General features: G+C 48.1%; 13 protein-coding genes. 1 reads left to right on the top strand and 12 read right to left on the bottom strand.

From position 1 onward, the window contains the following. Positions 1 to 9: 9 nt before the first annotated feature. The 5 genes from K1Y77_RS08195 to K1Y77_RS08175 all read right to left on the bottom strand — a co-directional run bounded on the left by K1Y77_RS08195 (position 10) and on the right by K1Y77_RS08175 (position 5,730). The gene (locus tag K1Y77_RS08195) at positions 10 to 1,044 is read right to left on the bottom strand and encodes a PDDEXK family nuclease (protein ID WP_264431287.1); all 1,035 of its coding nucleotides are present in this window, start codon (positions 1,042 to 1,044) and stop codon (positions 10 to 12) included. Positions 1,045 to 1,069: 25 nt separating this feature from the next. Next, positions 1,070 to 1,993: a GIY-YIG nuclease family protein gene (locus K1Y77_RS08190; RefSeq protein ID WP_038484140.1), complete on the bottom strand. Its 924-nt coding sequence runs from the start codon at positions 1,991 to 1,993 to the stop codon at positions 1,070 to 1,072. 166 nt (positions 1,994 to 2,159) lie between these two features. Next, a complete protein-coding gene (locus tag K1Y77_RS08185; protein ID WP_264431283.1) occupies positions 2,160 to 2,363 on the bottom strand; it encodes a hypothetical protein in 204 nt (67 codons plus the stop codon). Beyond that, positions 2,360 to 3,757, bottom strand: coding sequence for a restriction endonuclease subunit S (locus K1Y77_RS08180; RefSeq protein ID WP_264431281.1), 1,398 nt, complete (start codon positions 3,755 to 3,757; stop codon positions 2,360 to 2,362). The genes K1Y77_RS08185 and K1Y77_RS08180 overlap by 4 nt, the downstream gene beginning before the upstream one ends. Continuing rightward, positions 3,754 to 5,730, bottom strand: a complete 1,977-nt coding sequence (locus tag K1Y77_RS08175) for a type I restriction-modification system subunit M (RefSeq protein ID WP_264431279.1) — start codon at positions 5,728 to 5,730, stop codon at positions 3,754 to 3,756. Before K1Y77_RS08175 ends, K1Y77_RS08180 begins: the two co-directional genes overlap by 4 nt. 402 nt (positions 5,731 to 6,132) lie before the next feature. Here K1Y77_RS08175 and K1Y77_RS08170 point away from each other — a divergent pair, with 402 nt between their 5' ends. Next, complete coding sequence (locus tag K1Y77_RS08170; RefSeq protein WP_264431277.1) at positions 6,133 to 6,894, top strand: hypothetical protein; 762 nt, start codon at positions 6,133 to 6,135, stop codon at positions 6,892 to 6,894. A gap of 23 nt (positions 6,895 to 6,917) precedes the next feature. Here the strand turns inward: K1Y77_RS08170 and K1Y77_RS08165 are convergent, their stop codons facing one another. The 7 genes from K1Y77_RS08165 to K1Y77_RS08140 form a co-directional block, all read right to left on the bottom strand. Then, on the bottom strand, positions 6,918 to 7,127 hold the full coding sequence (locus tag K1Y77_RS08165) for a helix-turn-helix transcriptional regulator (protein ID WP_083004129.1): 210 nt from the start codon (positions 7,125 to 7,127) through the stop codon (positions 6,918 to 6,920). A 568-nt stretch (positions 7,128 to 7,695) separates the two neighbouring features. Further along, positions 7,696 to 8,783 (bottom strand): IS3 family transposase gene (locus K1Y77_RS08160; protein WP_264431276.1). Its coding sequence is split into 2 segments (ribosomal slippage): positions 7,696 to 8,522 and positions 8,522 to 8,783, totalling 1,089 coding nucleotides; the frame shifts between segments, so codons are not numbered across the junction. A gap of 66 nt (positions 8,784 to 8,849) precedes the next feature. Continuing rightward, positions 8,850 to 10,385: a YfjI family protein gene (locus K1Y77_RS08155; RefSeq protein ID WP_264431274.1), complete on the bottom strand. Its 1,536-nt coding sequence runs from the start codon at positions 10,383 to 10,385 to the stop codon at positions 8,850 to 8,852. 397 nt (positions 10,386 to 10,782) lie between these two features. Beyond that, positions 10,783 to 11,487, bottom strand: coding sequence for an inovirus Gp2 family protein (locus K1Y77_RS08150; RefSeq protein WP_264431273.1), 705 nt, complete (start codon positions 11,485 to 11,487; stop codon positions 10,783 to 10,785). 649 nt (positions 11,488 to 12,136) lie between these two features. After that, complete coding sequence (locus K1Y77_RS08145; RefSeq protein ID WP_320055281.1) at positions 12,137 to 13,009, bottom strand: DinB/UmuC family translesion DNA polymerase; 873 nt, start codon at positions 13,007 to 13,009, stop codon at positions 12,137 to 12,139. 24 nt (positions 13,010 to 13,033) lie between these two features. Next, on the bottom strand, positions 13,034 to 13,411 hold the full coding sequence (locus K1Y77_RS17345) for a Y-family DNA polymerase (RefSeq protein WP_320055280.1): 378 nt from the start codon (positions 13,409 to 13,411) through the stop codon (positions 13,034 to 13,036). Then, the gene (locus K1Y77_RS08140) at positions 13,408 to 13,857 is read right to left on the bottom strand and encodes a LexA family protein (RefSeq protein WP_264431272.1); all 450 of its coding nucleotides are present in this window, start codon (positions 13,855 to 13,857) and stop codon (positions 13,408 to 13,410) included. The genes K1Y77_RS17345 and K1Y77_RS08140 overlap by 4 nt, the downstream gene beginning before the upstream one ends. Positions 13,858 to 13,992 lie beyond the last annotated feature (135 nt).

Below are 13,992 nucleotides of genomic sequence, written 5' to 3'. Positions count from 1 at the left end.
TTAAAATCCTTACATGCTTTGAGAGTCTGCTTGCCTAAACCGTTCACAATGGCTTTTCAATGAATCGCCGCCCGTCGTGCGTAACTGGGTGTAAGTGCTGACTAATGGCACATGATAACCCGCCGCATCTCGCAACTCTGAAGGACTAACACTACGCTCAAGCCGATAGAATGGCGATAACGTCACGAAATGCTCTTGATGATGATCTTCAAGTGCGTGTGGTGGTGCCTTTAAAGAAGGCGTTTCTGACTGGCATTTACCGTAAGCCACTACCCCGTGCCCACTATAGTAGAGAAATACCCAATCCCCTTTCTCGATATTATCTATCTTGTTTTTCCAGGGTGTATAAAAGGCAGCGGCGCGCCCCTCATCCAGCATGTAATGATGCGAAATGGGATCATTGCTGTGATTGGTATTAACCAGGTGATAACGCATTGGGCGATCCTCGTGGGGATCGTCTTCTTGCCCAAATGCATTGATATCCAAGAAAGGCTGCCCGTTAATCTCGTAAACCCGATATATCCAGGCACGAATGTTAATCCCTTTGCTATTCCAATATTTAATCGCTTTTCGCGTCGCATAGTCGAGTCCATTGGTGATCACCACTAACACTTGATCATGGTTCCATGCAGCCCTTTCTAAGGGATTTGAAAGCCCGAAGACCTCTTGATGAACTTCGCTTAGCTGTCCTTCTGACTTATTCAGCTTTTGATATAGCTTGTTGAGATGCTCGTAGCCACACTGGCTGGAAATTTGGGCATAACGCATGACTTGTAAAAGGTTTTCAGAGTGTGCCTCCCAGCGCTTTAACTCAAAAATAAAAAGTCGTCCGCTAGCATCTACGGCAGTAATATCAGCTTCTTCACCTCTAGTGGCTTGCTGAATAGGGAGCAACTCATCCGTGCGCAAAACCGAATCTAAATGGTGGAAAATCCACCGCTGCAAGTCAGCTTCTTTGTAATGGGAAGATAACGATTGAAGCGTCGTAGCATTATGACGTTCGAGATATCCGGTCTCATCATCGTTTTGAATGCGATAGAGCATTTGCTGTCCTTTTTGCTCGTGACCCTTAACTTAGGGCGGCATTAACTTGCTGGTCTTGCCATTCACCGTATGTCTTTCGGCTGTGTCTTTCTACCCAGACCGTGCGGCCATTGGCAGGACGCCCAGATACTACGGCAGCCGCAGCGCTGGGGCTTGAGAAAGCATGATCGCGAGAAAAGCTGACTATTCCCTGCTCATCACAAGCCAAAACACCTTCTTCCGTCAACTGCTCATACAGTGGCCGATAACTGGCATAGTCAGTATTACTCGCCCAGCGTTCCCGTGCCTTACTACCGGACAGCACAATAAATTCACCGTCTATCTCCTGCGCCCAGGCGGTGATTTTGTATTTGGGTATCTTCAATTCAAACGTGGTTAAGGGGACAGACTGAACAGGCTCTACCCTGATTTGTGTAAGCGGATGCTGACGCTGACGCAAAAAATCCAGCCCAAGTACCGGCAGTACCGTACGGATCTGCTCCATAAAAAAAGCCATATCGGCGCGGTCGGATTCGGGCAAGTTGATGTATTCGTGCGCGGTGCCGTTGGCTAGCTTGCAGCGCCCTAGCTCGCCTGCTGACTGGATCAGCAGGCTTTCCAGATATTTGACGTGGGCTTTGGTAAGGTTTTGATCCTTGCTGGTCACTAAACAGACTTTCTCCCAGAAGTCCTTGCCACCTTTATCTTCTGGCCGGTTATGCTGTTTTAGTCGTGTTCCCACATCATCACTTTCCCCGATATACACCTGTGGGCGTGGGCTGCCTTCCAGGTCAGGCCCCACCAGAAAATAGATCCCGGTGCGGCCGCACTCGGGCCGCTGGACTAGCTCTGTCAGCTTTGTGCGCGGGCCGGTCAGCACATGGCCTGTCCAGTTCATGATTTCGGCGGTAAGCAAGCCATTGGGCGTGCCATCCACTAGAAACAGCCGGATGCTGCGTCCCTGTGTCATTAATTACATACCTGTCAAAAAGAAATACATTCATAAGCAGTTGATTTAAATGATCCATAACCCATTCTTGCTTATAAAAAGGCACTGCTTATCAAATACCCGTCAAATAAAAAAGCAGAGCGATACCAATACATGACGATTACTGCGCTGATCAACTAATGAGTGATCACTGTCGCGTCTTGGCCTGCTGATTATCGTCGGGGGTTGTGACGTTAGGATGTGACGGTGCGTCTTCACCGATTAAAACAGGCTTGCCATCCTGCCAAAACACCGCGTATTGCCCCAGACGGCGCTTGCGCTCTAAGGTTTCAGCCACGGCGGTGCGAAGGCTATTGAGCATTTCTTGAGTATCAGGTGGAAGTTGGGTCATACAACCTCCATCCGAGAGGCCTCACCAGTCAACACCGAATCCTCTGGTGGCTGCCAACCACGCACGTCAATCTTGCCAGTGACAGCAGCGGAGATGAGTGCAGAACGGCGCTCTTGGAGTAAATTGATAGTTTCTATACTCTCTTGCATCAGATCATCTAATCGAGCAGCCTCAATAGCAAGGAAATCCAGCACTTGCCGTTGCTCCTGAACAGGAGGAAGTGGCAATGGACATGACATTACGCTACTTGAAGATATTGATGCCAAATTCGTGCTTTGCTTGGAATAGAGGTAAAAGTAAGCGCGAGCTGTATTGGAGCGAGTGAACATAGAGAGCCATTGTGGCAATAAATAGTGGTTCGGCCGAATAGCAAAAACATGGTTTTGGTGGAGGCAATCAGTAATTTCCCCCTTCCAAACAGTACCACGACCAAGCTTGTCGTTATCTCCACCTTCATTCATCAATACATCACCTTCTTGAAGGCGATAACGGTCTACCTCAGAAACAGCAACTTCCACTGTTTTAACCGTTGATAGGTCTACGTAACCGTCCTGAACATTCGCTACGCGAAGATAAGGGAGCTCTACAGTTGGTGTTTCAGCATCATAACTCTTACCTTTGGCGATGCCTCCTTGGATCGTTGCATACCAACGAAGTGGACCTACAGCCCAATGCTCAGGCACTTCCCCCAGCCACTCCACCCCAGAGTCTTTCATCGGCACATCAGGGTCGAGCCCTTTTGTGACGGCATGAGAAATCACCGCCTGGCGCTTTTCCTTGAGCAACGCGATCAGGCGCTGCTGCTCTTCCACCAAGGCGTCGATGCGGGCGGTTTCGTGGCCGAGGAAGGCGGCTATTTGGGACTGCTCACTCAGAGGAGGCTTCGGGGTGAAAAGATTTTTTATCTTCTCAACTGCAAGACCAGGCTGGGCTGCTGTAATCGAGTACTGGTTGAGATCCATGGCACGCAGCAGCTCACCTAGCCAAACTGGAGAAACATCATCATCCGGCGATGCAACAACTGCATGCTCAGAAGCCCAGAATTTTCCTTTTGCATAATTTACATTTCCACAAAGCGCCCCTTGCCTTCCTACAAGCGGGTATAGCCCATTGTGTGTATAGCTTGGGGTAAATCCTCGGTGCCCGTTACCTCCATAAACAGGGTATTCACCATCTTCTTCAATATCTGAAGGGGAAATGAAGTCGCCACTTTGCATGTGGCACAGCCTCTTGAGCTTTACCACCTCCCAAAGCACCGGCACTTCCCCCAGCCACTCGATGCCTGAGTCTTTGTATTCAGGATACTGCGGAAAAGTACTCGGGATATCCCTGCCCTCGCTCTTCGGGCCAGTCGCTTCGCGCTTGTTCAAATTTGCTCCAGACAAATTTGTCATGCCGATAGCTCCTCGATCATCTGCTTGATCTTGTCGGTGCAGGCCTTCAGGTCGGCGTCGATCTCTTCCAGTGGGCGCGGGGGCGTAAACTGGTAGAAGTGACGGTTAAAGGGTATCTCGAAGCCGACAATGCCGATGCGGCCATCCAGCTCATCACGCTTGTTGTCGTCGATCCAGGCATCCGGTACGTGGGGTTTTACCTCACGTTCGAAGTAGTCATATACCGATTCACCATAGGGCACGTTTTCGTTATCGCGCAGGCTGGTGTCTGGCTCGGGGTTGCCTTGCTTGTCCAGGCAAATATCGGCGTCCGGATCGCGCTCAGAAAGCGCATTAAGAATGGCCTTCTGCACTGGTGCGCCGATTTTCAGCCCTTCGGCCTTGAGGGCACCCTTCAGCGCCTTGGTGAATGCATCGCGGTTAGTGTAGCGTTGTTCACCGAGTGACTCACAGGCGGTTTTAAGCGCGGCTTGCTCGGCATCTGCCAGCTTCTGAATAGGCTTCTCGTCATCCAGCCGGGCCAGGCGTTCTGCGCTGGCATCAAAATTCAAGCGTAGCGGCCGCTCGACGGTAATGCGACGATAGCCAAAGGCTTCTACTGGGAAGAGCTTGCTTTCGTCGTTTTCCTCATAAGCGCCATACAAGCGGACGATATCGTCAATATCGCGGTCGGTAATGTACTGGCGTTTGCTGCCTAGCGACTTGCGCATCTTGCTGGCCCGGCCGGTGGCGTTAATCAGCTGTACTTTGCCTTTACGCTCGGCGGGCTTGTTGTTGGAAAGCACCCATATATAGGTAGCAATGCCGGTGTTGTAGAACATATCCGTGGGCAGGCCAACGATGGCTTCCACCATGTCATGTTGTAGCAGGTAACGGCGAATTTCAGATTCCCCACTACCCGCCCCGCCGGTAAACAGCGGCGAGCCGTTAAGGATGATGCCTATGCGCGAGCCACCGTCTTGGCGGGAACGCATTTTGGCCACCAGATGCATCAGAAACAGCAGCGAGCCATCAGAGACACGCGGTAAGCCAGGGCCAAAGCGGCCATCATAGCCACGGTGCTTGTGCTCGTCAGTGACTTGCTTCTGTACCTTCTTCCACTCAACGCCAAACGGCGGATTGGAGAGCATGTAGTCAAATCGCTCCCCCGCCAGTTGGTCGTCCGAGAGCGTGTTGCCCAGTTTGATCTGTTCGACCTCCTGCCCCTTGACCAGCATATCGCCCTTACAAATGGCGTAGGACTCGGGGTTCAGCTCCTGCCCGTGCAGCGAGACGGTGACATTCTGGCTGACCTGCTGAATGTAATCGTCGCTTTCGGAAAGAAACCCGCCAGTGCCCGCTGTCGGGTCATACACGGTGACGATGCTATTGGGCTTGAGTTTGGCTTCTTGCCCGGTCAGCACTAGTGAGGTAGTCAAGTGAACGATATCGCGAGGCGTAAAGTGCTCCCCGGCGGTTTCGTTGGAGCTTTCGGCAAACTTGCGAATCAGTTCTTCAAAGATGCCGCCCATACCGTGATTGCTTACCCGCGCTGGACTCAGATCAATCGCCGCAAACTGCTGCACGACCTTGTAGAGCAGATTATTGGCGCTGAGCTGTTGAACAAAGCTCTCGAACTCAAAGTGCTCGAAAATCTCCCGCGCGCTCTGGCTGAACGACTGCACATAGCTCATCAGGTCGTCGCTGGTCTGGGTGTCAGACAGGCTGATCAGGCTAAAGGGTGACGCATTGAAAAACGGCTGGTTGGCTGCGCGAAGCAACAGCTTCTCACGCACTGCCTCAGGCTTGTTCTGATGGTCTTCAGCGGCTTTCAGCACATCGGCCTTGGTAGGCTCTAAGACGCACTCCAGGCGGCGCAGCAGCGTAAACGGCAGAATGATGCGGCCATACTGGGACTGCTTGAAATCGCCGCGTAGAAGATCAGCGACCGACCAGATAAAAGCAGCAAGCTGAGAGTGACTTTCCGTGTTCACGGATGCTTCCCCATGTTTAATGAAAATAATTGGGTACTATCATACACATCTGTGCCTCCAGCCGAGCACCTTCTATGCTTCACAGCAAAGGCTAGAGTAGCGAACAGAGGTATTTTAAATTCATAGCTCTGAACGTGGCAAAAATCCACTTACTCTTTAAATACAATCACTTAAAATCACAAAATAGTAAAAGAAAAAGTCAAATTTGGCATGCCTGATGGATCTTTCCCCTTTATACCCTCATGTCAGGAATGCTGGGTTGGCTTGATGGATCGAGTGCGCCCATCATTAATATCAGGTTTTATGTTAATGATTAGCACCGTGCAATTAAATCTCGTATTGATATTCATATTTTTACATGGCTTGATATGCAAATCTGCATAATAGAGCAACAAACTAGCCATGACCTACCCACTGAATGCTATACACTTAAGGCCAGAATCATCTAAATACCCTACCCCCGTTATGGTTGTAGATGACCTTTACCATGTAAAATCGAAGATATCTTTATCTGAGCACATCGAAGACGCGAAGATAGTTTTGAAAAATGCTTATTTTTCAGGCAATCATATCAATAGCGACCTACCTCCTGAAGAAAACCAAGACCCTGCATTTTTAGATGCGTACCAAACAGCCTTGAAAGCGTTAAAAAGCGGCCAAAGTGGAACATCCTGCGAAGAGCATATAAAAAACACACTTAGCACTGCGTTTCAGAGCCCCTATTTACAAAGCTATTTCTCTCAAGCAATGACCTGGTTGCTGTGTTCTGACTTACTTTTCCAATCAGGACGTGAGCTAAATGCATGGTCTACTCTCATCGAATACAAAAAGTCAGAGTTTAAAATAGAGATAGCTCTATATGAGGAAGACAAACTTTCAGTATCGAATCGTAATAGAGCCTCTGGACAGAATAATCACCAAGAACGGCGATACTTAAAACCTTATTTTTTCGAGCTTTTAGCATCTCAAGCACCTGTCAATGGTTGGAAAGCTATGAAAACTGCGGCAAGCAAACTAGCGCCGCTCATATTTGAGCGGCACATGAACAGTGGAATTGACGCAGATCCGGATACAACAGTCACTGATATTGAAACTTGGCTAACTACCTGGTTAAAAAATGATGAGCAATGTAGAAAGCAATATTTTACTCACCGCCGTAAGTAGCCTTTACCAAACATCTAAACCATTTATGCATGACGCTGCATAAGCCATTGATTGATATCACTTTCAAACCATCCCACTGCCGATTTTCCTAGTTTGAAAGGCCGCGGGAATGTCTTATCGTAGCGAGGTGATTTGGGATTCATTTTTTCGTACACAGAAGAACGGCTGATGCCAATTTTCTTTACTAATTGCTTCATACGTAGAACAGTGATGGGTGGTTCGATATTACTCATGGTCGAGCTCCTTGTGAGTTGATGTCGACAGTGTAGATCCGCTCAACACCACCAGTCTCGCAATGGAAATAATTAGCTTTTTGGAAAAATAAGACAACAAAAACAGCTATGTAAAAAAATACTAGGGCTTTAGCTGCGAAATTTTTTATAAAAATAATCTCTTTGCATCTTTGTGATTTTCCTCCAAAACGAAATCAATTGGGCGCAAGCGCCTATCTTGCCGTGGTTCGTCGAAACCGCCATGTTGCGCATCCGAGTCGACCAGCTTTGCGACATCGATACCAAACCAGCCGTCTCTGAAGCGGGGATATAATCTGCCGTTAGGTTTTTTGAAAACGTACAATGATAAAGAGTAGAAGCATGAAGCGCCTACATCATCAGCACTGATTGAGGCGTATCTTGAACGGGGGGATGACTTTGGGGAAAGATCAATAGATGATTCGATTTCATTCAAAGCGTAGATAATGCAAAACATCGAACCATCTTTAGAAACAGCTTAATATCAGCATTTAGGCTATAAAGATGTATTGGTAATCCCCCCATTTTTAGAGGGCTTCAAAAGTAGACCTCAGGCCATCATGGCCAACTTCTGTTGAGGAGTGATTCCTCCGAGTCCCATGTTGGGCCGTTCGTGATTGTAGTGCCAGAGCCAGCGAGTCGCATAATCCTGGACTTCTTCGGTGCTATCGAACAAATACTGTGCCAGCCAGTCGTAACGCACGGTACGGTTGTAGCGTTCAATGTAGGCATTTTGCTGCGGTTTGCCTGGCTGGATAAATGCCAGCTTGATATCGTGTTTCTCTGCCCAGGCTGATAGCTTACCGCTGATGTATTCAGGTCCGTTGTCACAGCGGATAGAGCGCGGTTTTCCCCGCCATTCAATGATCTGCTCCAATGACCGGATAACCCGCTCTACCGGAAGAGAGAAGTCCACTTCGATACCAAGACCTTCGCGGTTGAAGTCATCAATCACATTCAGCAGCCGGTAACTGCGACCATTGTTGAGCTGATCGTGCATGAAACCCATCGACCAACTCTCATTGATCATTTCCGGCACGACCAACGGCTCAGGCTTTTCACGAACGAGACGTTTCTTGGGTTTGATCCGCAGGTTCAGCTCCAGCTCTCGGTAAATCCGGTAAACCCGCTTGTGGTTCCACCTAAAGCCTTTCACATTGCGCAGATGCAGGAAGCACAGACCAAAGCCCCAGTTCCGCTGGTTATGGGTCAGTCGGATCAGCCAGTCCGCGATTTCGGCATTCTCGTTGCTGAGCTTCGCCTGATAGCGGTAGCAGGTCTCGCTGATACTGAACATCCAACACGCCAGGCGAATACTGGCACGCTTCTCATTGACGGCTGTCTGCGCCATCTCACGGCGTCGAGACGGCTTCACCACTTTTTTTCGATGGCCTCCTTGAGAATATCCGCTTTCAAGCGTTCCTCTGCGTACATCTTCTTGAGCCGCCGGTTTTCATCTTCCAGCTCTTTCAGCCGGGCCATCATTGACGCATCCATGCCGCCGAATTTAGCTCGCCATTTGTAGAAAGTCGCACTGCTCATGCCATGCTCACGACATAGCTCTGGAACCGGTGCGCCGCCTTCGGCTTGCTTGAGAATTGACAGTATTTGGCTGTCAGAAAAACGTGATTTTTTCATGCAGAATCTCCCTGCGTTTAGCTTACGGAAAATTCTACTTTTGAGCACCCTGGTTTTTCGGGGGGGTTACCTATTTACCCTGGTTCCAGGATACCTACCTGTATCGCCTGTACTGAAATACTGTGATTCGTAACTCGGGAGCTCTTCAATATAATAGTCAATACCATTTTTCAAGACGCTATTTACACCATAAAAAATCATCTCGGAAAATTGAAAATTAGCATGACTAGCACATTTTACATGCCCCAGCTTTATAAGCAGCTGTAAACCTTGGTCAAGTTTTTTACGGTTGCGGGATTTGCCACGGCCATTTTGAAGAAACAATGTCTTGTTAAAGTTAAAAACATCTTCTCCAATCGGATAACCCAGGCGCCGGATTTCTCTAATAAGTTCATTAGTTATGGTAACAATTTCAGGCTCGCCTGCTAAATATTTAAGGTATTGGTTAGAATGACATTTACAAAGCCGATAAGCATATTCAAGGACATGACTTTCAATGTCTCCTTCATACCCCTCGAACGTGTGAAGAATAGCGGCAACACGGGTGACGTTATCAATCAGCTTTGAAGCATGATCCCGTGCATGGTAATACTTACCATGCTCTGCCATATCTTGCTCAATGCTTAGTTGAATTTGTTGCCAAAGTGTTTTGGCTGATGAGCTAAACCTTAAAACCTTCCGTTGTCGGCTTTTACTGTCCAATATAGCAAACGCCTCAGTAAGCAAATTTGTTACTCTATCGCTAAACTCCTTGCTTTTTTTGGCATCAACAGAAGACCCACCTTTCCGATTCCCTATGAATGATACAGGCTTGATTACGATCAGACGCGATAGAAAGCCATTGTCTCTGGCTTCACTACCCCGCTTTTCTAAAAATCGATCAATTACTTTCGGCTGCGCCATCAAAGCCAGACTTAATCGTGGATTTTCTAATGTGAAACTTTCAGAACTACGGCGTGATACATCCAGGGTGGAACCACTCCACATCGAATTAAACATAGGTAAATCTTGAAATGCACGGCCTTCAAAAATGTTGCCTGCTTCGCTAGAAACCAGACAAGCTAACGGAATATTTTCGTACAAACTAAATGCGAGGGCACTTGGTGTTACATTTTCATATATCAGCTGCCGAAGACGCGAAGGTTGAGGTTTTTGATCATCTAACTCGGCTTGTTGCCGCTCAATCTCTTCAATGGATTCACCATTCAAGTAAGTTTGGGTCCGCTTTTTTTCAAGTGCTTTTTCCGCATTTCTCCAGTTTTTAAGATTTCGTTGATATACCTGAATGGATAGCTGCCGCTCCTTTTTTTGTGCTGACTGAAAATCACGAATGGGTTGAAAGAACCAATTTTCTAAGGCTGTTTTTCTTTCGCCACTCTCAGCAATAGTCAGAAGGTTCAACGAAGTAGGAACCACATGTCCATTAGGAAAAGCTACATCAACAACTCCTTGACATGCCATTGCCATTGCACCAAGCGCAGTCGTTCGTGCCATTTCCGGAGCCACCTCGACATGCTGGCTCACCTCACGGCTCATAGCCTCGAATAGTGATTGTTCATCAAAGGCTGGCCATTCTTCTTCACTATTTATATTTGTCTGCATTGTGTTTCTCACTGTGAATAATTATAAAAATTAATAATTTTACATGCTATTTCTGCTAGTAATAGCAAAAATAGCAAGCTTTCATAACATATTTTTTTATTTTTATCTGAATTCATGGACACTACCCATGTTTGGTTCTGAGTCTTTTTGATGATGGCCAAGGTGTACCCACGCCTGGGCGGAATGCTCTGAAGAAAATCATTAGAACGATTTTTAAGGTGTATTGCCGAATCAGATTAATCAGGGAGAGCGAATAATAATTAATTGCTTAGCTAACGATATAGGCGCACTTAGGTACTAAGTACAGCAAAGTAATCGAGCGTTCGAACCACGCTCGAACGCTCGATTTTAGTCGAGTTGGGATATTGCGACTTATGACTAATGAAGGATTACGTGGCTATCGTCTGCTTCCCTCAAAACAATGGATACTTTGTCCGATCGGCTTCGAATATTCTTTACACATGTAGCTAGCCCCATGAAATACTTCTTCAAAAGTAGCTTGGTCATTTCTTTGGTAATGCCAAGTGTACGCATGTTTAGTCATGTCATCGGTGGCTATATGTACTAACCCTTTCATATTTTCTAGTGGCCAGCCTATCGCGACTGACCAAGCCCGGACAATTCGGTGGAAAAGATTGTCACGCTTAAAGCTTCCACCAGTTGAATGAGTATAATTTCCCAGGCTTCTATACGCATCCCCGCTTAACAGCAGTAGTACGTGGTAGTGATGGTGGATGCTGGTCACTTGCTCGCGACACCATACGTAGCGCATTTTGTGAGGATATTTGGTTCCTGCGATATCTAGTTCCCACTGCAAATGATTTATAAAGTTGCGAATATAGGAATTATCATTGCCTGTATTGCTAATATAATTCCGTGCAGGAAAGCGCGGGTCGATGCGTACGGCGAATATTCGTGGACATTCTCGGCGGGCATTCTCCATTACGCGAAGCAAGGTTGCTAGGTAGTTTTCAATTAAAGGGCCTTTCTCAATATTTACCCTCATGTTTTGGTAATACATATCCCACCAGAGCTTAAGGGCTGGGTTACATTGATGACGTTTACGTGGGTGTTGTCCTACGTACTGTATAGTGGTGTTCATTATCAAACTCCTAAAACTCACGCACGGTAATAGACACAGCGTTGATGCCGTGCCATGCCTGTAGCAAAAATGTGATCATGGGATTAATAGAAAACGCTGAAATGTTAACGCATTAGTAAACGCGGTTATCATCGGCGTAACAGGAAATGCCTTAGCAGGTATTTGTGAACATCATGCGAGCGCTGTCACACTGTCTTCTTATCGCTTTAGCATTGTAGGGCTATTCGTTAGGCGTGCCTTTAACACGCCTTGCTTAGCGTTACATGACACTTGACTGCTTTGTCATGAAGAGATGTGCTAGTTTTACTAGGACTTAACGGCTATCTTCTTGAGGAAAGGGCGTCGGCTTAAAGGCCCCCTTGATGGATACTATTTCTAATCCCTCAAAGGAGCATAATACTATTACCGTCATTTAAAGCGGATCGATGGTTTAGTATTTAGAATACTAAACCCGCATGGTAAGCGGGTTTCTGCCGACCATGACAACTTTATCCATCTTTCCTTTCAATAAAAATAATTCCATTTTTTCAACAAGATAACTAGAAGCCTTTTGGGCTCGGCATCTGCTCAGATAATGATACCAGTCAGTATTTTCTTTCTAAAATGGCACTTCCCCTAGCATGACCAGCACCATACAAGCGTGTTAGGCCTACTTAACGACCAACAGCTCGTTCCACTTGGTAGTGTAACGAGGCGTTCTCCGCTCACTGCGCAGCGCCCAGGCATTTCCTTTACGGGGCAGGCCCAACTGTACCGTTCCCTTACCCAGCTCACGGTTGAGCTTGTCCATCGTCATCATCAGGCGTTCGCTGCGCTTAGCCGCTTCGTCAGTTTGCGGGGTTTCAAGGGTGAGCTGTCGGTTAGCTTTGGGGGATAGATCAAGCAGCATTAGGCCGACTTTGTGATAGGCGTATCCTTTTCGCCAGAGACGGCGTAGCCCTTGCACTGCGGCGGCAATAATCTCCCGACTGTCGTCAGTTGGTCGCTCCAGGGATATCACCACGCGTTGGCGATATTGGGGTAAATCTTTACGAAACGGGTTGGTGCGGATAAACACCATAATGGCGCTGGTGACGCTTCGCTGTTTGCGAAGCTTTTCACCCGCCCTGGCGGCATGATGCCGTAGCGCCTCCCTTAGCTGACGGGGATCGTTAGTAAGTCGCCCAAACGAACGAGAAACCATGATCTGTTGTCTGGGCTGGCTCATGTCATCTAGCTGAATGGAAGGTTGCCCCCGCAACTCCCAGACGATGCGCTCCTGCATCACACTAAAGCGCTGCCTAATACGCTTAGGGTCTGCTTCGCGCAGATCCCAGGCAGACTCAATACCCATCACCCTTAAACGTTCACCGGTACGGCGCGCCACGCCCCACAGCTCGGTCACCGGCAACTGCTTAAGCAGTGCCTTGGTCGTTTCACTATCAGCGGTCAGCTTACACACCCCGTGCTGTTTGTAGGCGGGATGTTTTTTAGCCGCTTGGTTCGCCACTTTGGCCAATACGCGGGTAGGTGCAAACCCCACGCATACGGGAATGCCTGTCCACTGTCAAACGGTATCGCGCATGGCTTGGCCCCGTGCCTCCAGGGTCTTATGTTCGAAGCCTTGAAACCCTACAAAGCTTTCATCAATGGAGTAAATCTCAACATGGGGTGAAAACTCGCCTAGCACTTCGGTGACCCGCTGGGACATATCGCCATACAGGGCGTAATTACTGGAGAGCAACACCGCTTGGCGACGAATATGCGGTGCAAGCAGATGCATGGCCGTCCCCATCTCCACACCTAGGGCTTTGAGTTCGTTACTGCGAGCCACTACGCAACCATCGTTATTTGATAGCACTCCCACTGGACGCCCTTCGAGCGCCGGGTTAAATACCCGCTCGCAAGAGACATAGAAGTTATTGCAGTCGACTAAGGCGATCATTGCACCGTAGCCCCTGGCAAGCTGTGAATCACATGGGTGACGACACCCCAAACATGGGATTCGCGGCCATCAATAGGAATGGGCGGGTAAGCGGCGTTACTCGCACAGAGATAAGTACGTTGGCCCACACGTTCAAGACGTTTCACCGTGAGTTCTCCATCTACACAGATTACGATAATTCGCCCCGGCAACGCTTCCAAGCTGCGATCAACCACCAACAAATCTCCATGATGAATACCGTCACCGATCATGGAGTCACCTTCGGAGCGCACAAAGTAGGTTGCTGCCGGTCGCTTAACGACGTACGTGTGCAGATCCAAATCGGTATCTAGGTGGTCATCCGCTGGTGAGGGGAACCCTGCACGCACGGCGCTAGAGTAAAACGGTAAGGGACTGGGCAAGGCCATGGCATCCGCTTGGCCTATGAGGGAAACAGGTAAAGACATAAGGGCACCTCTTTTTACTGTATATAAAGACAGTATTAATAAAGCAGCCAGAGGGCGCAAGCCCCTAAAGGTCAAAGCCAAAAAAATTCAGACCTATATCACTCCTATGCATCCACCACCCTGAAACCTTTTCCT

The organism is Halomonas qaidamensis, from assembly GCF_025917315.1.
GTDB classification, from domain to species: domain Bacteria; phylum Pseudomonadota; class Gammaproteobacteria; order Pseudomonadales; family Halomonadaceae; genus Vreelandella; species Vreelandella qaidamensis.
The sequence above is the reverse complement of the archived record's forward strand: the minus strand, read 5'-3'. Positions and strand labels throughout refer to the sequence as shown.